The sequence below is a fragment of the Egibacteraceae bacterium genome, from assembly GCA_035540635.1.
Taxonomy (GTDB): Bacteria; Actinomycetota; Nitriliruptoria; order Euzebyales; family Egibacteraceae; genus DATLGH01.
The window spans coordinates 26,862-50,080 of sequence record DATLGH010000042.1 but is presented as its reverse complement, the minus strand read 5'-3'; the positions used below and the strand labels follow the sequence as shown (position 1 = coordinate 50,080).

At 73.5% G+C, this 23,219-nt stretch carries 21 protein-coding genes; 12 read left to right on the top strand and 9 right to left on the bottom strand.

Annotation, left to right across the window (positions count from 1 at the left end; genetic code table 11):
• Positions 1-36: 36 nt before the first annotated feature.
• Together VM324_07420 and VM324_07415 are read right to left on the bottom strand one after the other, a co-directional pair.
• Positions 37-249, bottom strand: coding sequence for a hypothetical protein (locus VM324_07420; GenBank protein ID HVL99105.1), 213 nt, complete (start codon positions 247-249; stop codon positions 37-39).
• A 19-nt stretch (positions 250-268) separates the two neighbouring features.
• Positions 269-667 carry a hypothetical protein gene (locus VM324_07415; protein HVL99104.1) on the bottom strand — a complete coding sequence of 133 codons (399 nt, stop codon included), beginning with the start codon at positions 665-667 and terminating at the stop codon, positions 269-271.
• Positions 668-741: 74 nt separating this feature from the next.
• On the opposite strand from VM324_07415, the gene VM324_07410 reads away from it, so the two are divergent.
• The 4 genes from VM324_07410 (at position 742) to VM324_07395 (ending at position 9,703) form a co-directional block, all read left to right on the top strand.
• Positions 742-2,766 carry an ABC-F family ATP-binding cassette domain-containing protein gene (locus VM324_07410; GenBank protein ID HVL99103.1) on the top strand — a complete coding sequence of 675 codons (2,025 nt, stop codon included), beginning with the start codon at positions 742-744 and terminating at the stop codon, positions 2,764-2,766.
• Positions 2,767-2,821: 55 nt separating this feature from the next.
• Positions 2,822-4,762, top strand: a complete 1,941-nt coding sequence (locus VM324_07405; protein ID HVL99102.1) for an ABC transporter ATP-binding protein — start codon at positions 2,822-2,824, stop codon at positions 4,760-4,762.
• A 126-nt stretch (positions 4,763-4,888) separates the two neighbouring features.
• The gene (locus tag VM324_07400; GenBank protein HVL99101.1) at positions 4,889-9,433 is read left to right on the top strand and encodes a glutamate synthase-related protein; all 4,545 of its coding nucleotides are present in this window, start codon (positions 4,889-4,891) and stop codon (positions 9,431-9,433) included.
• Positions 9,434-9,463: 30 nt separating this feature from the next.
• Complete coding sequence (locus VM324_07395; GenBank protein HVL99100.1) at positions 9,464-9,703, top strand: glutaredoxin domain-containing protein; 240 nt, start codon at positions 9,464-9,466, stop codon at positions 9,701-9,703.
• Positions 9,704-9,723: 20 nt separating this feature from the next.
• Here VM324_07395 and VM324_07390 read toward each other — a convergent pair whose 3' ends face one another.
• On the bottom strand, positions 9,724-10,491 hold the full coding sequence (locus tag VM324_07390; protein ID HVL99099.1) for an SDR family NAD(P)-dependent oxidoreductase: 768 nt from the start codon (positions 10,489-10,491) through the stop codon (positions 9,724-9,726).
• 2 nt (positions 10,492-10,493) lie between these two features.
• Complete coding sequence (locus VM324_07385; GenBank protein ID HVL99098.1) at positions 10,494-11,891, bottom strand: amidase; 1,398 nt, start codon at positions 11,889-11,891, stop codon at positions 10,494-10,496.
• A 42-nt stretch (positions 11,892-11,933) separates the two neighbouring features.
• Here VM324_07385 and VM324_07380 point away from each other — a divergent pair, with 42 nt between their 5' ends.
• The 6 genes from VM324_07380 (at position 11,934) to VM324_07355 (ending at position 14,814) form a co-directional block, all read left to right on the top strand.
• Entirely contained in the window at positions 11,934-12,293 is a 360-nt protein-coding gene (locus tag VM324_07380; GenBank protein HVL99097.1) for an ArsC/Spx/MgsR family protein, read from the top strand.
• A gap of 133 nt (positions 12,294-12,426) precedes the next feature.
• A complete protein-coding gene (locus VM324_07375) occupies positions 12,427-12,579 on the top strand; it encodes a hypothetical protein (GenBank protein ID HVL99096.1) in 153 nt (50 codons plus the stop codon).
• Between the two features lie 66 nt (positions 12,580-12,645).
• On the top strand, positions 12,646-12,996 hold the full coding sequence (locus tag VM324_07370; protein ID HVL99095.1) for a hypothetical protein: 351 nt from the start codon (positions 12,646-12,648) through the stop codon (positions 12,994-12,996).
• A 158-nt stretch (positions 12,997-13,154) separates the two neighbouring features.
• Positions 13,155-13,430, top strand: a complete 276-nt coding sequence (locus VM324_07365) for an HU family DNA-binding protein (protein HVL99094.1) — start codon at positions 13,155-13,157, stop codon at positions 13,428-13,430.
• A 142-nt stretch (positions 13,431-13,572) separates the two neighbouring features.
• Positions 13,573-14,028 carry a methylglyoxal synthase gene (locus VM324_07360; GenBank protein HVL99093.1) on the top strand — a complete coding sequence of 152 codons (456 nt, stop codon included), beginning with the start codon at positions 13,573-13,575 and terminating at the stop codon, positions 14,026-14,028.
• Between the two features lie 105 nt (positions 14,029-14,133).
• A complete protein-coding gene (locus VM324_07355; protein HVL99092.1) occupies positions 14,134-14,814 on the top strand; it encodes an ACT domain-containing protein in 681 nt (226 codons plus the stop codon).
• A 124-nt stretch (positions 14,815-14,938) separates the two neighbouring features.
• On the opposite strand, the gene VM324_07350 is transcribed toward VM324_07355, so the two are convergent.
• The 4 genes from VM324_07350 to VM324_07335 all read right to left on the bottom strand — a co-directional run bounded on the left by VM324_07350 (position 14,939) and on the right by VM324_07335 (position 18,979).
• The gene (locus VM324_07350) at positions 14,939-16,018 is read right to left on the bottom strand and encodes an ABC transporter ATP-binding protein (GenBank protein HVL99091.1); all 1,080 of its coding nucleotides are present in this window, start codon (positions 16,016-16,018) and stop codon (positions 14,939-14,941) included.
• Positions 16,015-17,688 (bottom strand): iron ABC transporter permease, encoded by a 1,674-nt coding sequence (locus VM324_07345; protein ID HVL99090.1) that lies wholly within the window; start codon positions 17,686-17,688, stop codon positions 16,015-16,017. Before VM324_07345 ends, VM324_07350 begins: the two co-directional genes overlap by 4 nt.
• A gap of 94 nt (positions 17,689-17,782) precedes the next feature.
• Entirely contained in the window at positions 17,783-18,586 is an 804-nt protein-coding gene (hemQ, locus tag VM324_07340) for a hydrogen peroxide-dependent heme synthase (GenBank protein ID HVL99089.1), read from the bottom strand.
• Positions 18,587-18,610: 24 nt separating this feature from the next.
• Entirely contained in the window at positions 18,611-18,979 is a 369-nt protein-coding gene (locus VM324_07335) for a hypothetical protein (GenBank protein ID HVL99088.1), read from the bottom strand.
• Between the two features lie 264 nt (positions 18,980-19,243).
• On the opposite strand from VM324_07335, the gene VM324_07330 reads away from it, so the two are divergent.
• Both VM324_07330 and VM324_07325 read left to right on the top strand, forming a co-directional pair.
• The gene (locus VM324_07330) at positions 19,244-21,040 is read left to right on the top strand and encodes an AMP-dependent synthetase/ligase (protein ID HVL99087.1); all 1,797 of its coding nucleotides are present in this window, start codon (positions 19,244-19,246) and stop codon (positions 21,038-21,040) included.
• A 22-nt stretch (positions 21,041-21,062) separates the two neighbouring features.
• Positions 21,063-21,845, top strand: coding sequence for a PIG-L family deacetylase (locus tag VM324_07325; GenBank protein ID HVL99086.1), 783 nt, complete (start codon positions 21,063-21,065; stop codon positions 21,843-21,845).
• Positions 21,846-21,851: 6 nt separating this feature from the next.
• Here the strand turns inward: VM324_07325 and VM324_07320 are convergent, their stop codons facing one another.
• Positions 21,852-23,147, bottom strand: coding sequence for a hypothetical protein (locus tag VM324_07320; protein HVL99085.1), 1,296 nt, complete (start codon positions 23,145-23,147; stop codon positions 21,852-21,854).
• Positions 23,148-23,219 lie beyond the last annotated feature (72 nt).

Here is a 23,219-nt window from a genome sequence, read left to right as displayed (position 1 = left end):
GTCGGCGCGTGCCCGCGTTGCAGCAGGCCGGGGGGGTCAGGATCCGCTCTCGAGCCGTTCGATCCGCTCGCGGTTGGCCAGCGCATGGTCGTGGACGTGCGCGTTGAGCTCGATGACGAGCTCCAGGGCGTGCGCGACCTCCTCGAGCAGCGGGTCGGTGCGGGCCTCGAGGTCCAGGCGCAGGCGAGCGACGCTGTCCCGCAGCTGCTCGACAAGCGCCGCGTGCGTACCGGGTTCGCGTTCGTCCATCGCCGTCTCCCCTCTGCGGCTATGCGCCCCAGACCCCCACCTGCCAGGCACGGACCATCAGACCGAAGTTCACAAGACCGACGAACGCGAAGATCGCGTGCGGGTCGAACCGGCCCGAGCGCGCCCACGCATGCGCCACGACGAGCACGACGAGCGGCGAGAACAGCCCGTAGGACAGGTGGAACAGCAAGGTGCCCATCCCCCCCTCGGGTCCGGGCATCCGTCCGAGGACGAGCAGCACGACCCCGACGATCACCTGCGCGACGAGCAGCAGCTGGGCGATCGACACCGCGCGCCAGAAGGTCGGGGTCTCCTCGTAGCGGGTGAACCGCAGCGCCAGCGCCCAGAAGCCGATGATCAGCCAGCTGCCGATGACGGCGAAGCCGAGCATGTAGCCGTGGATGGCGGTGAGGTTCATGGCGGCACATTACCGCCGAGGGTGCCCGGGGGTCACGCGTGGGGAGCACGTCGGCAGGGCGCTACCCTCGCAGGATGCTCACCTTGTCCGGTGTCGCGAAGGCGCACGGGTTGCGAACCCTGTTCCGCGACGTCTCGCTGCAGGTCGTCCCCGGCCGGAGGATCGCGCTCGTCGGCGCGAACGGCGTGGGCAAGACCACCCTGCTCGAGATCATGTCGGGGGACCAGCGCGCGGACGCGGGACAGGTCACGCGCGCCAGGGGGGCCGTGGTCGGCTACCTGCCCCAGGACGTCGCCGAGGCGGCCGGCCGGCCGGTGCTCGCGGAGGTCCTCGCCGCGGCCGGGCGGGGGACGGGCGGAGGGCGGCCGGCGGAGGCGACCGCCCTCGAGCAGCGCATGCGCGTGCTCGAGGCGCAGGTCGCCCGCGCTCGGCGCGAGGAGCTGGACGCGCTGCTCGCCGAGTACGGGCGGGCCCAGGAACGCTACGAGCAGCTCGGCGGCTACGGGCTCGAGGCGGAGGCGCGCCGGGTGCTCGGCGGCCTCGGCTTCGCCGACGCCGACCTCGACCGCGACGTCGGCGAGCTGTCGGGGGGCTGGATGATGCGCGTCGCCCTCGCCCGGCTGCTGCTCGCGGGCCCCGACGTCCTCCTGCTCGACGAGCCGACCAACCACCTCGACCTCGCGAGCGTGTCGTGGCTGGAGTCCTTCCTCGGCGCCTATCAGGGCGCGGTCGTGCTCACGAGCCACGACCGGGACTTCATCAACACGATCGCGAACCGAGTCCTCGAGATCGCCCATGCGACCGCCACCGAGTACGTCGGCAACTACGCCGACTTCGTCGAGGCGCGGGCGCAGCGCATGGAGCAGCTGCAGGCGGCCGCGCGCAACACCGATCGCAAGGTCGCCGAGACCGAGCGGTTCATCGAGCGCTTCCGCTACAAGGCCTCGAAGGCCCGGCAGGTGCAGAGCCGGGTGAAGCAGCTGGAGCGCCTGGAACGGGTGGAGGCCCCCGACGACAGCCCCCGCGCCCTGCGCTTCCGTTTCCCGCCGCCGTCCCGCTCGGGGCGCGACGTCCTCCGCCTGGAGGGCGTGGTCAAGCGCTACGGCGACCACACCGTCTACGACGGGCTCGACCTCGTTCTCGAGCGGGGGCGCAAGGTCGCGCTCGTCGGGCCGAACGGGGCCGGCAAGTCGACGCTGCTGAAGATCCTCGCCGGCGTGCTGCCCGTCGAGGGCGGCCGGCGGGTGCCGGGCCACAACGTGTCGGTGGCCTACTTCGCCCAGCACCAGGTGGACGCGCTCGATCCCGACAGCACCGTGCTCGCCGAGCTGTCCGCCGCGGTCGACACCGCGAAGGTCAACCCCCGCAGCATGCTCGGCGCCTTCCTGTTCTCAGGCGACGACGTCGACAAGCGCGTCGGGGTGCTCTCCGGAGGCGAGAAGTCGCGCCTGGCTCTCGCGAAGATGCTCGCGAACCCCGCGAACCTGCTCTGCATGGACGAGCCGACCAACCATCTCGACATCGCCAGCCGCGACGTGCTCGAGGATGCGCTCGTCGCCTATCCCGGCACGGTCGTGCTCATCACGCACGACCGCCACCTCATCCGCTCGGTGGCCGACACCATCGTCGAGGTCGCGGGGGGCACGGCGCGGCTGTACCCCGGCGACTACGACTACTACGTCGACAAGACCGGTCACGACACCCCCGGGCAGGACGGGCCGGCCCACGCCGCGCGGGGCCGCGACCGGTCCGGCGCGCAGGCCTCCGCCGACGAGCCCGCCGCCCGGGGGAAGCCGGCGCGCAGGGCCGCGGCGGACAAGCGTGCCGAGGCGGAGCGCCGCAACCGGCTCTACCGTGAGACGAGGGAGCTGCGCGAGCGCCTCACGGAGGTGGAGGAGGACCTGGCCGCCGCGGAGGCGGACGTGGCCGAGCTGAACCGCCAGCTCGCGGACCCGGCGGTGTACGACGACAGCACGCGCGTCACCGCGCTCATCGCCGCGCACGACGACGCGAAGGAGCGTGCGGCGACCCTCACCGCCGAGTGGGAGCGGGCCTACCTCGCCGTGGAGGAGGCGACGGCGCGGGTCAGCTCCGTGTGACGTCGCGCCAGGCCGCGCGCCCGCCGGCGCCTGTGCCATGCTGGCGGACGTGAGCATGCCCCGGATGGACCGCCACGGGATGGGCCCGCTCGGCATGGGCTCCGCCCGCCTGGGGGGCGGCCGCGGCATGGTACCGGGCACGCGGCTCGTGCGGGAGGGGGCGCAGCTGCCGCCCGGCGGCAAGCTGCCGCAGGGGCTCGTCGGCCGGGTGTGGCGGGAGTTTGCCCGCCCCTACCGCCGTCGGCTCAGCATGCTCATCGTCGCCATCGTCGGCGCCTCGGCCCTCACCGTCGTTCCCGCGCTCGTCTTCCGGGGAATCGTCAACGTCATCTCCGCTCCCGGGCCGGCCGCCGTCCGCGACCTGAACCTCCTCGCCCTCGTCGCGGTCGGCCTCGCCCTCGTCGCGGCGGCGTTCAGCCTGTGGCAGCGCTACCTCGTGGCGTGGATCGGCGAGCACCTCGTGCTCGACCTGCGCCGCCGTCTGTTCGACCACGTCCAGCGCATGCCGCTCGCGTTCTTCACGCGCACGCAGACCGGCGCGCTCATCAGCAGGCTCGACAACGACGTCCAGGGAGCCCAGCGGGCGCTGACGGGCACGTTCGGCACGCTCACCGCGAACGTCGTGCAGGTCGTCACCGCCGTCGGGGTCATGCTCGCGCTCGAGTGGCGGCTCACCCTCCTCGTGCTGTCGGTCCTGCCGCTGTTCGTCATGCTCGCGAAGGCCGTGGGGCGGCGCCTGCAGGGGCTCACACGTGAGCAGATGACCCTCAACGCCGACCTCAACAGCCTCATGTCGGAGCGCCTGAACGTCGCGGGGGCCCTGCTCGTCAAGCTCTTCGGTGACGCGCGCCGCGAGTCGGCCGGCTTCGCGCAGACCGCACGCGGCGTCGCCGACGTCGGGGTGCGCAGCGCCGTGGTCAGCCGCCTCTTCTACGTCACGCTCACGCTCATGGGCGCGATCGGCACCGCGGTCGTGTACTGGCTCGGGGGCCACCTCGTGATCGGTGGCGGGATGCAGCCCGGCGACGTCGTCGGGTTCGCGCTGCTCGTCGGGCAGGCGTACGGGCCCCTGTCCGCGCTGAGCAACGCCCCCGTCGAGGTGCTCACCGCCCTCGTGAGCTTCGACCGGGTCTTCGAGATCCTCGACGTGCGCCAGCCGATCGCCGACGCGCCCGACGCGGTCGACCTGTCCGACGCCGCCGGGGAGGTGGCCTTCGACGACGTCACCTTCGCCTATCCCTCGGCGGCCGACTCGTCGATCGCGTCGCTCGAGCGCGGGTTCGGCGACCTGCTCGACGCCCGGCCCGGGGCGCCGGTGCTGCGCGGCGTGTCGTTCAGGACCCGCCCCGGCGAGACGGTCGCGCTCGTCGGCCACTCCGGCGCCGGCAAGACGACCGTCTGCAACCTCGTCCCCCGCCTGTACGACGTGACCACCGGCGCCGTGCGCATCGACGGCCACGACGTGCGCGACCTCACGATGGCCTCCCTCGCCCGCGCCGTAGGCGTCGTGAGCCAGGACCCGCACCTGTTCCACGACACGATCCGGACCAACCTCCGCTACGCGCGTGCCGACGCCTCCGACGCGGCGATCGAGGCGGCCTGCCGGGCGGCCCACATCCACGACGTGATCGCGGCCCTTCCCGACGGTTACGACACCCTCGTCGGGGAGCGGGGCTACCGCCTGTCGGGAGGCGAGAAGCAGCGGCTGGCCATCGCCAGGGTGCTGCTGAAGGACCCGGCGATCGTCATCCTCGACGAGGCGACCGCGCACCTCGACAGCGAGTCCGAAGCCGCCGTGCAGCAGGCACTGGCGACGGCCCTTCGCGGCCGCACGTCCCTCGTCATCGCCCACCGCCTGTCCACCATCGTCGGGGCGGACGAGATCCTCGTCCTCGACGGCGGGCGGGTCGTCCAGCGGGGCACCCACGCCGAGCTGCTCCACGACCGGGGCCCCTACCGCGACCTCTACCGCACGCAGTTCGCCCGCACCGCCTGACGCCGGGGTGGGGCGCGGCGCCGGCTGCGCGGTTGGAGCGCCGCCCCGCAGGCGGTACCATGAGCGGCAACGAGCGACGGCGCTCCGCACTCTGCGGGCGCCGTTTCTTCATCCTGAGGAGATCGCATGACCGGGCTGTACGACCCTCGCTTCGAGCGTGACGCGTGCGGCATCGGCTTCGTCGCCGACGCCGGAGGGTCCGGGTCACGCGCCATCGTCGACGCCGCGCTCGCGGGCCTCTGCGGCGTCCGCCACCGCGGGGCCGTCGCCGCCGACGCCAAGACCGGCGACGGCGCCGGTCTGCTCCTGCCGCTGCCCGGCGCGTTCTTCGCCGGAGCGGTCGGTCGCGGCGAGCTCGACGCCGACCGGGTCGGCGTCGCGATGTGCTTCCTCGACGGGGCGGACGACGACGACGGCGACCGGGCGCGCAAGCAGGCGCGCACGTGCGTCGAGGACGCGCTGGGGACCGAGGGGCTGGACCTGCTCGGGTGGCGTGACGTGCCCGTCGTTCCGGCCGCGCTCGGCGACGTCGCGCGCATCGGGATGCCCCACATCGCGCAGGCCGTCTTCAGCCGGCCCGCTGACCTCGACGTGGACCGCGCCGAGCGCCACGCCTACCTCGCCCGCAAGCGCGCCGAGGCCGACTGCCGGCAGGCCGGTGTCCGGGCCTACTTCGCCTCGTTCAGCTTCCGCACCGTGACCTACAAGGCGATGAGCGCCGCCGACCAGCTCGCTGACTTCTACCCCGACCTGCGCGAGCGGGGGATGAGCGCCTGGTTCGCGATCTTCCACCAGCGCTACTCGACGAACACCTCACCGACGTGGGAGCGGGCACAGCCGTTCCGTTTCCTCTGTCACAACGGCGAGATCAACACCGTCGAGGGCAACGTCAACCTCATGCGCGCACGGGTCGGCCGGCTCGGGGCGGCCTGGCCGGAGCTCGGCGACGAGGGCGAGGCGCTGCTCGAGCCGCTCATCGACGCCTCGGACTCCGACTCGGCCAAGCTCGACAGCGTCTTCGAGCTGCTCGTGCGCGGCGGCCGCGACCTCGCGCACGTCATGGCGATGCTCGTCCCGCAGGTGTGGGAGGGGCGGCGCGACCTGCACCCGAAGGTGCGGGACTTCTACCGTTACCACGCCGCGCTCGTCGAGCCCTGGGACGGCCCGGCCGGGCTGGTGTTCACCGACGGGCGCCGCGTCGCCGCGGCGCTCGACCGCAACGGGCTGCGGCCCCTGCGCTACCTCGTCTGCGACGACGGCTTCGTCGTCGCGAGCTCCGAGGTCGGCGCCGTCGCGATGACGGGTCACGGCAAGGTGCGCCGCGAACGCCTCGGCCCCGGCCAGATGCTGCTCGTCGACCCCGCCGCGGGGGGCATCGTCGAGGAGGACGCCATAAAGCGGCGCCTGGCCGGGCGCCGTCCCTACGGCGAGTGGGTCCGCACGCACCAGCGCGAGGTCCTCCCGGGCCAGCCGGTCGTCGGCGCCGCCCCCGACCTGCTCGTCCGCCAGGTCTGCGCGGGGTTCACCAAGGAGGAGCAGACCACGGTCTTCCGCCCCATGGCGACGCAGGGCAAGGAGCCGATCTCCTCGATGGGCGACGACACCGCCCTCGCGGTGCTCGCCTCCCGCTCGCGCACGGTCTACCACTACTTGAAGCAGCGCTTCGCCCAGGTGACGAACCCGCCGATCGACCACCTCCGTGAGTGGCAGGTCATGAGCCTGCGCACGCAGCTGGGCCCCCGCCACCCCATCCTCTCCGAGGAGCCGGAGGCCGCCCGCGTGCTCGCCCTCGACGGCTTCGTCATGTACCCCCAGGGCCTCCAGGACCTCATCCTCGACCCGAAGATCCCCTTCTCCGTCGCCGGCCTCGACGCGACCTTCGCCGTCGCCGAGGGGCCGGATGGCCTCGCGGGGCGGCTGCGAGCCCTCGGTGAGGAGGCCGTCGCGCAGGTGCGCGCCGGGGCGGTGCTGCTCATCGCCAGCGACCGCAGCGCCGATGAGGAGCGGGCCCCCGTGCCCGCCCTGCTGGCGGTGGGCGCGATCCACCACCGTCTCGTCGCCGAGGGGCTGCGCACGAAGGCGAGCCTGATCTGCGAGACCGACGACGCCCGCGAGACGCACACCTTCGCCTGCCTGCTCGGCTACGGGGCCGACGTGATCTGTCCCCGCCTCGCGCTCGAGACCATCGCCGAGCTCGTCGACGCCGGCCGTCTCGGTCGTGACAGCGGCGACGCCGGCGAGGCGCAGGAGGCGTTCCGCCGCGCCATCGAGGACGGGGTGCTGAAGATCATGTCGAAGATGGGCATCTCCACGCTCGACTCCTACCGGTCGGCGCAGATCTTCGAGGCCATCGGCCTGTCCGCCGACGTCGTGGACACCTGCCTCGTCGGCACGCCGTCGAAGATCGGGGGGATCGGCCTCGCCGAGCTCGGGCAGGACGTCCTCGAACGTCACGCTCAGGCCTTCTCGCCGGCCGCCAAGCTCGACAGCCCCGGCTTCTACAAGTTCAAGAGGGGTGGCGACTACCACATGACGAACCCCGAGGTCGTCGACGCCCTGCACCGCACCGTCGGTCTGGAGGGCGACCTCGCACCGCTCGGCGCCGACGGCGAGACGCTGAAGGCCGCCCACCTCCTCAGCCTCGCGACCGACCAGGGCCGCTGGGAGCTCTACCAGCAGTTCGCCCGCCTCGTGAACGAGCGGCCGCCGGCCACCCCCCGCGACCTGCTCGAGATGGTGCGCGCTGACACCCCCGCGCCGCTCGACGAGGTGGAAGCCGCCACCTCGGTCGTGCAGCGGTTCTTCACCGGGGCGATGTCGCTCGGGGCGCTCAGCCCGGAGTCGCACGAGACGCTCGCCATCGCGATGAACCTCCTCGGCGGGTCGTCGAACACCGGTGAGGGTGGCGAGGACCCCGCCCGCTACGCCACCCGGGGCACGGCACGGGACAGGAACTCGAAGTCGAAGCAGGTCGCGTCGGGACGGTTCGGCGTGACCCCCACCTACCTCGCCTACGCCGACGAGCTGCAGATCAAGATGGCTCAGGGCTCGAAGCCGGGCGAGGGCGGCCAGCTGCCCGGCCACAAGGTGTCCGACCTCATCGCGAAGCTCCGGCACACCCAGCCGGGTGTCGCGCTCATCTCCCCCCCGCCCCACCACGACATCTACTCGATCGAGGACCTCGCACAGCTCATCTACGACCTCAAGCAGGTCAACCCGTTCGCGACCGTGAGCGTGAAGCTCGTGTCGTGCGCCGGGGTGGGCACCGTCGCCGCGGGCGTCGTGAAGGGGCTGGCCGACGCCGTTCAGATCGCCGGCGCGGACGGCGGCACGGGGGCGTCGCCGCTGTCGTCGATCAAGCACGCCGGCCTGCCCTGGGAGCTCGGCCTCGCCGAGACCCAGCAGACCCTCGTCGCGAACGGCCTGCGCGGCCGGGTCCGGGTGCAGGTCGACGGCGGGTTCAAGACCGGCCGTGACGTCCTGCTCGCCGCCCTGCTCGGCGCCGACGAGTACGGCTTCGGGACGGCCGCACTGCTCGCCGAGGGTTGCATAATGGCGCGCGCCTGCCACCGCGACACCTGCCCGGTCGGCGTGGCCACGCAGCGCACCGACCTGCGCGAGAAGTACCGCGGCACGCCGGAGATGGTGGCGGCCTACCTGCTGTTCGTGGCTGAGGAGGTCCGGCGAGGGCTCGCGGCGATGGGCCTGCGGTCCATGGAGGAGGCGGTCGGGCGCGTGGACCTGCTCCGGCGCCGCGAGCTCGACCACGAGGCCAGCCGGGCCCTGTCCCTCGACCCGAGCCCCTTGCTCGTCGTCCCGGACGGCGACGTCCGCTCGTACGCGACCTCCCTGCCGCTGCAGGCGCCGCGCAGCGCGCTCGGCGACCAGGTCTTCGACGACGCGTTCGAGTCGCTGTGGGACGGCACGCTGCTCAACCTCAAGTACGACATCGGCAACGCCGACCGGACCGTCGGCGCACGCCTCGGCGGCGCGGTGGGGCTCGAGTTCGGTGAGGAGACGAAGCCGCCGGGCAGCGTGAGCGTGCGCTTCTCCGGTCAGGCCGGCCAGAGCTTCGGCGCCTTCCTCTCCCACGGGGTCGAGTTCGTGCTCACCGGCGAGGCCAACGACTACGTCGGCAAGGGCATGGCCGGTGGGCGCATCGTCATCCGCCCGCCGGACGACGACGCGGGCAACCCCGTCCTGCTCGGCAACACCGTGCTCTACGGCGCCACCGGGGGCGAGCTCTTCGCGGCCGGCCGCGCCGGCGAGCGGTTCGCGGTGCGCAACTCCGGGGCATGGGCCGTCGTCGAAGGGGTCGGCGAGCACGCCTGCGAGTACATGACCGGCGGCGTCGTCGTCATCCTCGGGCCCACGGGGTTCAACGTCGGCGCCGGGATGACCGGCGGGGAGTGCTACGCGCTCGACGCGACGTCGGAGATCCTCGCGCGGGTGAACGGTCAGCTCGTCGAGGCCCGCCGCCCGGACAGCGTCCAGCTCGCGCGGCTGCGCGAGCTCGTGAGCCGCCACGCCGAGCGCACCGGCTCCGTACGGGCCGTCGCGCTGCTCGACGACTGGGACCGCCAGTCGATGGCCTTCTGGCGCGTCGCACCCCGCGGGGAGATGGCCCGTGTCGAGATGGCGCACGAAGGCTCGGTGGGCGCGCCGGCGTAGAGCACCCGCGCGCAGGGAACAGTGGCGCGCATGGACTCCGTGATCCTGTACTGGCGGCCGATGTGCGGGTACTGCGAGGTCCTGAAGCGGGACCTCGCCCGGCATGGCGTCGCCTTCACCGACGTCGACATCTGGCGAGACCGCGACAAGGCGGAGATCGTGCGCGCCGCCACCGGCGGGGACGAGATCGTGCCGACCGTGCAGGTCGGTGAGCGCTTCTTCGTGAACCCCACCGCCGCCGAGGTGCTCGCCGCCGCGAAAGCCGCGTAACGCCCGCGTAGGCACCCAGTTTAGTGCGCGCCGTTCACGTCGCGGGCGACGCGCGTCGCCGAGGCCTGGGCGGCGGGCAGGATCACGACCTCCGCGACCTGCACGTGGGCGGGACGGTCGGCGACCCACACGACCGCCTCCGCGACGTCGTCGCCCGTCAGCGGGATCATGCCGGCGTAGACGGCCTCGGCCCGGTCGCGGTCGCCGTGGAGGCGCACCGTGCTGAACTCGGTGTCGACGAGGCCCGGGTCGACCGTGGAGACCCGCACGCCCGTGCCGAGAAGGTCCATGCGCAGACCCCGGGTGATGCGGTCCACCGCCGCCTTGGAGGCGCAGTAGACGGCCCCGTCGGGGTACGTCTCGCGCCCGGCGACCGAGCCGATGTTGACCACGTGGCCGCGTCCACGCGCCACCATGCCCGGCGTGACCGCGCGAGTGACGTTGAGCAGGCCCCGCACGTTCGTGTCGAGCATGCGGTCCCAGTCGTCGGGGTCGCCCTCGTGGAGCGGGGCCAGCCCGGCGGCGAGGCCCGCGTTGTTCACGAGCACGTCGATGGTGCGCCAGCCCTCCGGCAGTCCCTCGACGGCGGCGTTCACGGCCTCGCGGTCGCGCACGTCGAGGCGGAAGGGGTGGGTCTCGGCGTCGAGCCGCCCCGCGAGCGCGCGCACCCGCTCCTCCCGCCGCGCGCAGAGCAGCAGTCGCGCGCCCGCGGCGGCGAACGCCCGGGCGCAGGCCTCACCGATCCCGCTGGACGCGCCGGTGACGAGGACGGTTGCGTCGACGAGCACGGTCAGCCTCCGGGGGGTCGCGCCGCCGACCAGTCGGCGGCGCGCTGGACCTGCCCGGCCAGGCGGAGAAGCGTCGCCTCGCCGGCGGGGCGGCCGGTGACCATGACGCCGATCGGCAACCCCTCGACGCTCCAGCCGAGAGGCAGGCTCATGGACGGCTGGCCGGTGATGTTCGCCACGGGCGTCACGCCCACGTAGGCCGCGGCGCGTGCCAGCGTCGCATCGACGTCGAGGCCGCGCATCTCCCCGATGTGCAGGGGTGGCTCGGCGAGCGTCGGCGAGACGACGACGTCGAAGGCGAGGCTCGCGCCGACGATCGTCCGCGACGCGAGCTGCAGCGCGTTGATCGCCTGCAGCAGACGGGGCGCGGAGACGGTGCCGCCGCGGTCGTACAGGCCGGCGTTGAACGGCTCGAGGAGAGCGCGGTCGACGGGCAGTGCGGCGATGCCCGTGGCCCACACGAGCTTGAAGTGCTCGGCGACGCCGGCGTCCACCGGCAGCGCGAAGGGCTCGACGTGGTGACCGAGATCGGTGAGCAGGCCCGCCGCCGACTCCACCGCCGCCAGGGGCTCGCGCTGGAAGGGTGCGAGCGGGAAGGACGTCACGACCCCGACCCGCAGGGGCGGCGGGTCGGTGGCGGACTCCTTCACAAAGGGACGGGCGGGTGGCGGTGCCCAGTGCGGATCACCCGGGGCGTAGCCGGCCATGACGTCGAGCAGGGCAGCGGCGTCGACGACGTGGCGGGCGAGCACCCCGGTGGTCGACAGGCCGGCGAGGCGGTCCCCGAACAGCGGGGCGTTCGACACCCGCCCCCGCGCCGGCTTCAGGCCGAACACCCCGCAGTTCGACGCCGGGATGCGCAGCGACCCGCCGCCGTCGGAGCCCTGCGAGACGGGGACGAGGCCGGCGGCCAACGCCGCCGCCGCCCCGCCCGAGGAGCCGCCCGGGGTCCGTTCGGTGTCCCAGGGGTTGCGGCACGGGCCGTGGAGGAGGGGCTCGGTCACGGGCAGGGAACCGAACTCCGGCACGTTCGTCTTGCCGAGGATGACGAAGCCGGCGGCGCGGATCCGCCGCACGCTCTCCTCGTCGAAGTCGGGGACGAAGTCGGCAAGGGCCTTCGACCCGAACGTCGTGCGCAGGCCGGCGGTGACGTGGAGGTCCTTGATGGCGATTGGCACGCCGTGGAAGGCAGGGGTGCCGGGACGGCCCGCGCTGGCCTCGGCGGCACGGGCGGCGTCCCGCGCGCGGTCCGCGTCGAGGGTGACGAAACTGTTGAGGTGGGGGTCGATGCGGTCGATGCGGTCGAGGTAGCCGTCGACGAGCTCGACGGGCGAGATCACGCGGTCACGGACCATGCCGGCCAGCGCGACGGCCGGAGCGAACGCGAGGTCAGGTTCCATGGGGGCCGGTTGTAGCAGACGAGCCGCTACCATCGGCGCGTCATGGACGTCCAGCTCTTCGGCACCGCGAAGTCCAAGGCGACCCGCAAGGCCCGGCGTTTCTTCAGCGAGCGGCGGGTGCCCGTTCACTTCGTCGACCTGCGCAGGCGCAACCCGGCACCGGGTGAGCTGCGCCGCTGGGTCCAGCGATTCGGCGTCGAGGCCGTCCTCGATCCCGCGTCGAAGGCCTACGAGGAGCAGGGACTGCGCTACGTGTCCGCCTCGCCGGACGACTGGGTGGAGCGCCTTTCCGCCGATCCGTCGGCGCTCGCCCTGCCCCTGGTCCGGTGCGGGACCGAGCTCGCCGTGGGTGACGACCCGGACGGCTGGCAGCGCCTCGCCGACGCCGCGCGGGGCGCCTGAGGTCGTCGGCGGTCCGGGGGGCCTGACGCGGGCGGAGCGGCACCTGAAAGGGGGAAGCGAGCAGTGCTCTCCCACGTCCTCGCCTACCTGCGCTGTCCCCACTGCGCCGGGGGGCTGGCCCTGGGAGGGCGCCGTGCGCTGCATCAGGAACCACGCCTTCGACGTCGCCCGGCACGGGTGCACAGCCAGCTCGCCCCGCACCGCGCTTGCCGAGCCCGTGGCGGTGACCGCGTCGTTCACCGTGGCGACCTACGTCGCCCACCCGCCGGAGACCACCTCGCCCTGACGCCCACGCCCGCACGGGCGCCGGCGCGTATCGTCCACCACCGCCCACGTCGACGCGGAGGCCAGCGTGCCAGAGGACATGGACTTCACCGCCGGCATCACCCTGCGCAGCGGGGCGGTGCTGACCGCGGACGTCACCCGGCTCGACGACCGCGGGATCACCTACCGCACGGAGCACGGATCCGACTTCGCTCCCTGGGGGGAGGTGAAGGCCGTCATGCTCGCGAGCACCGACCACATGCTCGAGACGGCGGGGCACATGTTCGCCGTCTCCGACCTGCTGCGCCAGCAGGAGCAGCGGGAGCCCTACGACGCCGAGGCGATGCGCGCGCGGGCCATCGGCCTGCTGCGGGAGGCCGCGCCCCGCATGTGCCCGCACGGGGTGGCGTGCCCCCTCGCGCACGGGCCGTCGGGCTGACGGCGGCCCCCGGCGCGCACACCCCGGGCGGCTCTCGGCGCCGCCGACGGGCAGGCGTGCAGCCATACGGACGGGGGGGCGGGCTTGCCATGACGTCGAGAAGCGGGCAACGTAGCCCGTTGACCTCCTTCCTCGCCCCCCGACCACAGGAGCATGTGATGAACAAGGCCGAGCTCATCGACGCGGCGGCCGCGTCGGCAGGACTGCCGAAGGCGGACATGCAGCGCGCTCTCGACTCCGTCCTCGAAGAGATCACCCAGGCCGTGAAGAACGGCGAGAAGGTGGCGCTCACCGGGTTCGGCAACTTCGAGCTGCGCGAGCGTGCCGCCCGCACCGGCCGCAACCCGCAGACCGGCCAGGAGATGCAGGTCCCCGCGTCGAAGGCGCCCGCGTTCAAGCCCGGGAAGGCCTTCAAGGACGCGGTGAACGTTTGAACGGCCCGGAGCAACCGTTTCGCGGGTCGTCACCGTCCGGTAACGGCGCAGCCACAGCCCGGTGCTACACCTGGCGTCGAAGACACGCGACGAGACGGGGAGGGAACATGACCCGCGGGCGCCGCACCGCCCGGTGCAACCCATGAAGGATCCACTGCGCTCGCGCAGGACGATCGCCCTGGTGGCGCACGACAACTGCAAGGCCGACCTCGTCGAGTGGGCGGACTTCAACCGCAGAGGGCTCGCCGAGCACCGGCTCGTCGCGACCGGCACGACGGGCACGATCCTCACGCACGAGCTCGGTCTGCACGTCGAGCGGCTGCAGAGCGGACCGCTCGGCGGGGACCTCCAGATCGGTGCCATGGTCGCCGAGGGCAGCGTCGACGTCCTCGTCTTCTTCTGGGATCCTCTCGAGACGCAACCGCACGACCCCGACGTGAAGGCCCTGCTCCGCATCGCCGTCGTGTGGAACATCGCCGTCGCGTGCAACCGCACGAGCGCCGACTTCCTCATCTCCTCCCCGCTCATGTCGGCCGACTACGCGCCCCGCAGGCGCGATCCGTCCGACCAGCCCCGCGACCTGCGGCGCGTCGTCTGACCGCGACGGGCCGTAGCAGGCGCGTAGTCTGCGCTCAACGTGCCGGAAACGTGCGTCCGTTACCGTGTGCGCCTGTCGATGCAAGGTGAGGCAAGGAGGACGGCGGTGCGGTGCTCGGTCCGTATCTCCCTTCCCGACCGGCCGGGCGCGCTCGGTGCCGTGGCCGCCAGCCTCGGTCGGCGGGGTGCGGACATCCGCTCCCTCGAGGTGGTAGACGTCGAGGACGGCTTCGCCGTCGACGAGCTCGTCGTCGACGTGGGCGAGGGCAAGTCGGTCGACCTGCGCTACGTCCTCGAGGAGCTCCACGGCGTCGTCGTCGAGGACGTCCGACCGCTCGCCGAGCGGTCGGGGGGCTCCCCGTTGGAGCTCGCCGTCGCGCTCTCGGGGACACCTGCCGAGCGGGCGCTCGACGTGCTCGTGGAGCAGCTGCCCGACGCCGCGCGGCTCACGTGGGCGGCGGTGCTCCGCGCGGGTGCGCGTCGGCCCGCGGTCGTCACGGCGAGCGTCGGAGGGCCTTCGTTCGTGAGCGCGCAGACGCCCTGGCTGCCGCTGACCGAGCCGCGGCGGCTCGAACCGGCGCCGTGGATGCCGCCGACGTGGAGCAACGGCGAGCAGCGCTACGCCGTCGCCGCCGTCCCTCTCGGCGGCCCCGACGAGGCGCTCCTCGTGGCCCGCCAGTTCGGCCCGCGGTTTCGGAGCGCCGAGCTCCGCGAGATCGCCCTGCTCGCCAGGCTCACCGCCGGCCGCCGGGGGGACACGAGCGGCGTCGCGGCGCCGGCTCCCTGACGCGGAATTCCCCAACAGCGGCGCCGCATACCGGCAGGGGGGATACGGGCCGTGAGCGGCTCCCCACCGCAACAGCGGTCCACAAGGCCGTCGAGGACAGCCCAGTCCGTTCTCCGTTCAGGGCCTACGCGGGGAAGGCGGGATGGCAGCCGGGGACGGTGACCCTGCAGCGGTCGCCCGGCAGCAGGTCGGTCACGGGCCCGAGACGCGCCCGCACGAGGCGGCCGGAGGCGAGCCGCAGGTGGAGAACCTGGTCGTGGCCGTAGAACTCCCGCGCTACGACGACCGCGTCCCCGGTCTGGTCCTTCGTGAGCACGAGGCTCTCGGGTCGGACGACGACCTCCACCGCTCCCTGCACGGGCCCGGTGAGGGCGACCATACCGAGGTCGGTCTCGGCGGACAGGCCCACCGAGTGGCCAGGCAGGAGCTCCGCGTCGCCGACGAAGGCCGCCACCGTGCGGTCGGCGGGGGAGCGGTAGAGGTCCTCGGGCGTCGCCTGCTGGACGATGCGCCCGGCGTGCATGACCGCGACCTCGTCGGCCACCGAGAGGGCCTCCTCCTGGTCGTGGGTGACGAACAGCGCGGTTGCGCCCGCCACCGAGAGAATGCGGTGGATGTCGGCGCGCACCTGCGCCCGCAGCCCGGCGTCGAGGTTGGAGAACGGCTCGTCGAGCAGCACGACGGCGGGCTCGGGCGCGAGGGCGCGCGCGAGCGCGACGCGCTGGCGCTGGCCACCCGACAGCTCGTGGGGGTAGCGGTCGGCGAGGCCGCCGAGGCCGACGAGCTCGAGCACCTCGGTCACCCGCCCCGGCAGGGCGCCGCGCGCGCGGGCACGGCGCCGCGGCAGCCCGAACGCGACGTTGCCTCCGACGGTGAGGTGGGGAAACAGCGCGTAGTCCTGGAAGACCATGCCGACCCGCCGCCGCTCGGGCGGCACCCAGGTGCGGGCCCCGGCAACCTCCGCGCCGGCGATCGTGACGCTGCCGGCGTCCGGCCGCTCGAACCCGGCGATGAGCCGCAGGAGGGTGGTCTTGCCGCATCCCGACGGGCCGAGCAGCGCGAGCACCCGGCCGCCGGTCACCGCGAGGTCGACCCCGTCGACTGCCCGCACCACCGGCGTCGCGCCCTTGGCGGTGGTGGCTTTGCGGGACGCGCGGCCGAAGGACTTGCGCACGCCCTCCAGTCGGATCACCGGATCGGTCACGCCGTGCCTCCCAGCCGGTGATGACGGGCGAGCAGGAACGCCAGCGGCACACCGGCGAGGGCGACGAGCATGAGCGCAGGGGCGGCGGCCCGTGCGAAGAACGCCTCGCTCGTCGCGATCCAGATGCTCGTGGCAAGGGTCGTGTAACCGGCTGGGCCGAGCAGGAGCGTCGCGGGCAGCTCCTTCATGGCGGTGAGGAAGACGAGGGCCGCGCCGGCCAGGACGCCCGGGCGGATGAGGGGAGCGGTGACCGTCAGCAGCACCGCGGGGACGCGGCGACCCAGCCCGCGGGCGGCCTCCTCCACCGACGGCGGGATCTGCAGGGCGGATGCGCGCGTCGCCCCGACCGCCTGGGGCAGGAAGAGCACGACGTAGGCGAACACGAGCAGCGCGAGAGTCTGGTACAGCCGGCCGGCGTAGCGGGCGCCGAAGAACACGAGCGACAGCGCGACGACGATGCCGGGCAGTGCGTGGCCCAGGTAGGTCGCGCGTTCGATGAGGGTCGCGACGCGGCTGCGGTGGCGTGCCGCGAGGAGGGCGACGGGGACGGCCGCGGCGGCGGCCACCGCGGCGGCCAGCCCGGCGGCCTGCACGGAGTTGACGGCGGCCGTCGCGACGAGGCGCAGCGGCTCGCCGGCGCGCAGGCCGCGGGCGAGCCAGAAGCCCATGACGCTGAGGGGCACGACGAGGCCGAGCACCACGACGGTGGAGCACAGGGCGAGCGCCGGGCCGCGCCACCGGCCGAGCTCGACGACCGGCTGGCTCCGCGGGGCGCCGGCGTGCGACGAGTGGTAGCGCACGCGGCGGCGGGTGCGTGCCTCCACGGCCAGCAGGGCGAGGGTGAACAGGACGAGCAAGGCCGCGAGCACCGCGGCCGGGGTGCGGTCGAACGCCGCCTGATACTGCACGTAGATCGCCCGCGTGAAAGAGTTGAACCGCATGAGGCTCACCGCCCCGAAGTCGCTCAGGGTGTAGAGCGCGACGAGGAGCGCGCCGGCACCGATGGCCGGTCGGAGCTGCGGCAGGGTCACGCGCCGGAACGTCCGGGCGGGGGAGTGGCCGAGGCTGCGGCTGGCCTCCTCGAGCGCGGGGTCCATGCCGAGCAGCGCGCCGCGCACGGTGAGCAGGAGGTAGGGGTAGGTGAAAAGCGTGAGCGTGAGCACCGCGCCCGGCATCCCGTAGATGTCGGGCAGCCGCTCCACGCCGAGGGGTGCGAGCACCGACTGGAGCATCCCGCGGGGGCCGAAGGCGGCGATGTAGGTGAACGCCCCGACGTAGGAGGGGATGACGAGCGGGAGGGCGGTGAGCACCGACCAGAGCCGTCGGCCGGGGAGGTTCGTGCGTGTCGTGAGCCACGCGAGCGGGATCGCGAGGAGGGCGCCGGCAGCCGTTACGAGACCCGCCAGCAGCGCCGTGTTGGCGAGTACCCGCACCGTGGCGGGGTCCGCCGCGATCGCCAGCCCCTGCCGGCCTGCCTCGCTGGCGCGCACCGCGAGGTACACGAGTGGCAGGAGCATGACGACCGCGACGAGCAGGGCAGGCACCCACAGCCACGCCGGCGCTCGGCTACGGCGAGCGCGGCGGCGTGGACGCCCCTCCCGGCGGGCCGGCCGGGACGGGCCCACGGGACTGTCGGTCGCCGGCCTGCGGTCGACGGCGAGGTCGGACATGGGCGGCTCTAGCTCTCCGGACGCGTAGAGGTTAGGCGAACCTAAGGGTGCGTCCACTGTGACGCCACACGGGCGTCCGCGCAAGTCCTGGGCTCTACGTCAGCCCGAGATGGTCGAGCAGGTCCTCGGGCTGCATGACGAGACCCGTGACGAACGGCCCGAACTCGCCGTAGCGGGCGCTCACCTCGTCGAAGCGCATCTCGTACACGATGTCCTTGAGCGCTTTGGGGTCGTCCGCGAGCAGTGTGACCCCCCACTCCCAGTCGTCGAGCCCCACCGACCCGGTGATGAGCTGGAGCACCCGCCCCCGGTAGGTGCGCCCCACGCGGGCATGACCGGCCATGAGCCGCTTGCGCTCGGCGAAGTCGAGCGCGTACCAGTTGTCCTGCCCCGCCCGCCGCTTGCTCATGGGGTAGAAGGCGATCATCTGGCGGTGCGGCAGCTTCGGATGCAGGCGGTGCTCGGCGTAGCCCGCCATGCGGGCACGGAACGCCTCGAGCGCCTCGGCGTGCTCGGCGGACCCCTTTGCCATGCCGTCTTCCTCCACGAGCCGCCGCGCCTCGTCGTCGGCGTTCGAGGTGTACTCGCTCAGCTCCGTGAGCGACACGTAGGAGGCGGCCGGCAGCAGCGCGGCGCCGAGCGGGGAGGCCGTGAGCTCGATGCTGAGCTGGTCGAGCTCGGCGAGGTCAGGGCCGAGCGCGACGAGTCCGAGGTCGGCTTTCTGCCCGAGCACGCTGAAGGCCAGGACCTGGTAGTCGTCGCGGGCGTTGAAGCGCTGCAGGCGGCCGACGAAGTCCCGACCGGCGCTCCCGGCGTCCTCCAGCAGCTCCCTGCGCACGTGGAAGAAGAGGTGGAGCACTCCCCAGCCCTCGCTGGGCACGACGGGTTTGGTTGCCATGCCGCAAGCGTAGCGGCGGCTTCCTCAGTCCAGCGAGGCGGCGGCGTGCTCGCGGGCGGGCACGCACGCCCGCGACAGCGTGCGCGGGAGCGCCACGGTGGCGAGCACGAACACGATCGCGCCGAGGACGGCGACGGCGCTCCACACCGGTGACCCGCTGCGCTGCGCGAGCCCCCACCACACGGCGACGAGGCAGCCCCACGCGACCATGGCGAGGACGAGTGCGGCCCGAAGTCCGCGCGGCGGCGGAGCCGCCCGGGACGGGCCGTCGTCGTCGCGCTGGACGGCGGCCGCCCAGCTGTCCCGCACCTGGCGTCGGGCCTCGGCGCCGTAGGCGAGCTGGAGCTCCTCGGGGATGTACAGCGGTGCGCTCAGCTGGCGTTCGGGCTTCATCCTATGGTCCCTCCCGGTCGGCGACGGTTTCTCGCATGGTCCCGCGGATCCCCTGCGGGTCGAACTTGTCCCTTCAGGCCCTTGCGCGGACGTCGGGGAGAAAAGGCGCTGGTGGGGGCCCTGCGACTAGTCCACCGTGACCGCTGACACCCCTCGGAAATGACCCGGTGGGGCCCGAGGAATCGTCGGGTCGCCCACGCCGCGTCGGCGGTTTGGGTAGTGTCAGGTGACCAGATCGAGTGACGCGAAACAGGAGCAGCGGCAATGGTGAAGACGCACGCCAAAGGCCCGGATCCCGTCGACGTCGGGACCGACCAGCACCTCGCGACGAGGCTGTGGGAACGGGCAGAGTCGTCGAGCGCCCGTGAGATCCTGCGCTACCACGACGGCGGCGGTTGGCGGGGGGTGACCTGGAAGGATCTCGGCACGCGGGTCCGCAAGGTCGCCGCGGGGCTCATCGCCCTCGGTGTCGGGCCGGGCGACCGCGTCGCGCTCATGTCGGGCACGCGGCTGGAGTGGACCATCGCCGACCTCGCCGTGCTCGCGGCCGGCGGCGTCACCGTGCCGATCTACGAGACGAGCTCGCCCGAGCAGTGCGCCTGGATCCTGCGGGACTCGGGGGCGAGGGTCGCCATCGCCGAGCTCGCCACCCACGCCAAGAGCCTCGACATCGCGCGCGACGACGCACCCGACCTCGGGGAGATCTTCGTGATCGACGACGGTGGGCTCGACGCCCTCGCCGAGCGGGCAGGGCCCACAGAAGCCGAGCAGGTCACGGTGCGCTCGCAGGCACTCACGACCACGGACCTCGCCTCGATCATCTACACGTCGGGCACGACGGGGAACCCCAAGGGTTGCATGCTGACCCACGGCAACCTCGTGTGGACGGCCCGCCAGGTCGAGGTCAACCTCAAGGCGCTGTTCGGCGCCGACGACTCGACCCTGCTGTTCCTGCCCCTCGCGCACGTGTTCGCGCGCCTCATCCAGTTCGCCTGCCTGGAGGCGGACGTGCAGATGGGCTACGCCCGCTCGGTGGACAAGCTCGCGGAGGACCTCGTCTCGTACCGCCCGACCTTCCTCCTCGCCGTCCCCCGGGTGTTCGAAAAGGTCTTCAACGGCGCGCAGCGCAAGGCCGAGGGCGCGAAGCGCAAGGTCTTCGACTTCGCCGTCGCAACCGGCCAGCAATGGTCCACGGCGGTGAACGAAGGGCGTGACCCGGGTCTCGCCACGAACCTCAAGAGGGGCCTCGTCGACAAGCTCGTGTACTCCAAGCTCAAGGACGCGATGGGCGGGCGCATCACCTACTGCGTGTCGGGTGGCGCACCGCTCGCACCGTACCTCGCCCACTTCTTCCACGCGGCGGGCGTCACGATCCTCGAGGGCTACGGCCTCACGGAGACGACCGCCCCCGCGACCGTCAACATGCCCGACGCCTTGCGGATCGGCACGGTGGGACGGCCGATATCCGGGGTCGAGATCCGCATCGACGAGGACGGCGAGATCCTCATCAAGGGCGGCAACGTCTTCGCCGGCTACTACCACAACGAGGCCGCCACGAAGGAGATCCTCACCGACGACGGCTGGTTGCGCTCCGGGGACCTCGGCGAGCTCGACGACGACGGCTTCCTGAAGATCACCGGCCGCAAGAAGGAGATCATCGTCACGGCCGGTGGCAAGAACGTGGCGCCCGCGGCCCTCGAGGAGCGGCTGAAGGCGCACCGTCTCGTGAGCCAGGCCCTGGTGGTCGGCGACGACCGCCCCTTCGTGGCGGCGCTCGTCACGCTGGACCCCGAGCAGCTCGCCGCCTACGCGAAGGAACAGGGGCTGTCGGCCACCAGCGCTGCCCAGCTCCACAACGACCCAACGGTCAGGGCGGAGGTGCAGAAGGCGGTCGACCACGCGAACGGCGCGGTGAGCAAGGCCGAGTCGATCCGCAGGTTCGTCATCCTCAACCGCGACTTCAGCCAGGACGAGGGGGAGCTCACGCCGACGCTGAAGCTGCGACGCCGCGAGGTCCACAGCCACTTCGCCACCCAGATCGAGGAGCTCTACACGCAGTAGACGGCGGTCAGCAGGTCGCGCGGTGGCGCTGCGGCGGATCGCCTGTGGCGTCGCCCGCCGGGCCGCGCGGTCACTGCCGCCGGCGGTGCGGGAGGTCGGGCTCGCGCTCGCCGCCCGCGCCGTCGACGGCCCTGCCCTCCTTCCCGGACCGCCGACCGGGCCGGTCCTCGTCGTCGCGCCGCACCCCGACGACGAGACGATCGGCTGCGGTGGCGCGATCGCCCGTCACGTCGACCGCGGCGACGCCGTGACGGTGCTCGTCGCGACCAGCGGCGAGGCGACCTCGGGCGGGTCACGCTCCGGTCGGCGCGTGGGCGGCGAACGTGAGCGGGAGTGCCGGGCGGCCTGCGCGACCCTCGGAGCCCGCGAGCCGGTGTTCGCCCGCCTGCCCGACGGCGCGCTCGCCGAGCATGCCGTGGCGCTCGCGGCGGTCATCGCCGAGCACGGGCGGGACTGCGCGGCCGTGTACGCCCCGTCGCTGCTCGACCCCCACCGCGACCACCGCGCTGCGAACACCGCCCTCGTCGCGGCGGGGCTCGGCGCGGACGTCTACGGCTACGAGGTGTGGACGCCCGCGCCCGCCGACGTGCTGCTCGACGTCACCGGCGTCTACCCGCGCAAGGAGGCGGCGCTGCGCTGCTACGCCGTGGCCCTGGAGTCCGTCGACTACGTCCGCACCGCCGCCGGCCTGGCGGCCTACCGCAGCGCCGCGGGGGGTCTCGGCGGCCGGGGCCACGCGGAGGCGTTCATCCGTCTCGCGGCCGCGGAGCACGCGCGGCTCGCCGCGCGGGCCGGAGTGACCTGAGCGGGCTCAGCCGGCAGGGCGCCAGAGCGCGACCTCGAGCCAGGGTCGGTCGGGGCCGGCGTGAGGGTCCGCCCGCTGCCAGGCGAGCAGGGCGTCACCGGTCCACACCGCGGACTGCGCCCACCCCCGGCGATGCCAGGGCGCGTCGGGCAGGAGCGCCCACTCCCCCCGGTGCACGTCCAGGGCGATGCCGCGCGCCGAACCGAGGAGCAGGTAGAGGCGGTCACCACCCCACACGACCGCGCCCTCACCCTGCGACGACGTGCGCCAGCGGGTCGGGGACAGCTCGAGCACCCGCCAGTCGCCGTCGCCGGGAGCGAGCAGCGCGACGTCCGCCGGCCGGCCGTCCCCCCGGAAGAGGACCGCCACGAGCTCCGATCCGGTCCACAGGAGCTGCCTGGTGGCCGGCGCCGACCCTCGGGCGGCCGGCACGGGCGGCAGGTCGGTCCAGGAGCCCGTCCGCGGGTCGTAGCGCGCGACGCGCGCAGCCCCGGGATGGTAGTCCCAGCGGTGCCAGAGGACCGCCGTGTGGCCGTCCCACAGGGCCTCGAGGCTCTCCATGCCCTGGTAACCGGCGATACCGGCAATAGCCTCGGGGAAGGGTAGGACGCGCCACGCGTCGCGGGCGGGGTGGTAGGCGGCGACGTCGCCGAGCGGCCCGGCGTTGTCGAACCCCCCGAGCACGAGCGCCTCCTCGCCGGTCCAGACCGCGCTCGCGCCGGCCCGCGGTGACAGCGGCGAGGGGGCGATCGGGCGCCAGCGGTCAGCCGCCGGGTCGTAGGCCGCCCCGTCGGCGAAGTAGCCGACGGGACCGCTGCCGCCCCACACGAGCAGCTCACCGCCGGTCCACACCGCCGCGTGACCCGCCCGCTCGGCGAGCGGCGAGGGTGCGATCGGGCGCCAGCGGTCCGCCGCGGGGTCGTAGGCGGCCCCGTCGCCGAGGAACGTGCGCCGGCCGCCGTCGGGCCCCCAGAGCTCCCCACCCCACAGCAGCAGCTCGGTGCCCGACCACACGCCGTGGACGTCGCGCGGAGCCAGCGGCAGCGCCGCTCCCGCCGTCCAGGTCCCCGACGCCTCGGGCGGAGCCGGCGGGGGGCTGCGCGGTGGCCGCGGCGAGCGGGTCCGCCGGGGCGTGGGCCGCGGCTCGGGGTCGTCGGCGACCTCGAGGTTGCGGTCGCCACCCGAACCGTCGTCGACGCGCACGAGCAGGCCGACGAGGACCACCGCCGCGAGCAGCCCGAGCACCACCGGCAGGCGCCGAGCCGGCCGCTCCCTCGCCTCCTGCCACCCGGGCTCGTCCACGCGGCCTCCCCCTGCCGTGACCGTGCCGGAACGGCCACGTCCCTCTCACCCGCAGTGAACCACGTGCGCCGT

Bases quoted from the DNA above. Each gene is read 5' to 3' on its own strand.
- VM324_07345 (HVL99090.1), bottom strand. From the start codon at position 17,688: ATGTCCGACCTCGCCGTCGACCGCAGGCCGGCGACCGACAGTCCCGTG.
- VM324_07410 (HVL99103.1), top strand. From the start codon at position 742: ATGCTCACCTTGTCCGGTGTCGCGAAGGCGCACGGGTTGCGAACCCTG.
- VM324_07420 (HVL99105.1), bottom strand. From the start codon at position 249: ATGGACGAACGCGAACCCGGTACGCACGCGGCGCTTGTCGAGCAGCTG.
- VM324_07405 (HVL99102.1), top strand. From the start codon at position 2,822: ATGCCCCGGATGGACCGCCACGGGATGGGCCCGCTCGGCATGGGCTCC.
- VM324_07395 (HVL99100.1), top strand. From the start codon at position 9,464: ATGGACTCCGTGATCCTGTACTGGCGGCCGATGTGCGGGTACTGCGAG.
- VM324_07335 (HVL99088.1), bottom strand. From the start codon at position 18,979: ATGAAGCCCGAACGCCAGCTGAGCGCACCGCTGTACATCCCCGAGGAG.
- hemQ (HVL99089.1), bottom strand. From the start codon at position 18,586: ATGGCAACCAAACCCGTCGTGCCCAGCGAGGGCTGGGGAGTGCTCCAC.
- VM324_07360 (HVL99093.1), top strand. From the start codon at position 13,573: ATGAAGGATCCACTGCGCTCGCGCAGGACGATCGCCCTGGTGGCGCAC.
- VM324_07400 (HVL99101.1), top strand. From the start codon at position 4,889: ATGACCGGGCTGTACGACCCTCGCTTCGAGCGTGACGCGTGCGGCATC.
- VM324_07415 (HVL99104.1), bottom strand. From the start codon at position 667: ATGAACCTCACCGCCATCCACGGCTACATGCTCGGCTTCGCCGTCATC.
- VM324_07330 (HVL99087.1), top strand. From the start codon at position 19,244: ATGGTGAAGACGCACGCCAAAGGCCCGGATCCCGTCGACGTCGGGACC.
- VM324_07365 (HVL99094.1), top strand. From the start codon at position 13,155: ATGAACAAGGCCGAGCTCATCGACGCGGCGGCCGCGTCGGCAGGACTG.
- VM324_07385 (HVL99098.1), bottom strand. From the start codon at position 11,891: ATGGAACCTGACCTCGCGTTCGCTCCGGCCGTCGCGCTGGCCGGCATG.
- VM324_07380 (HVL99097.1), top strand. From the start codon at position 11,934: ATGGACGTCCAGCTCTTCGGCACCGCGAAGTCCAAGGCGACCCGCAAG.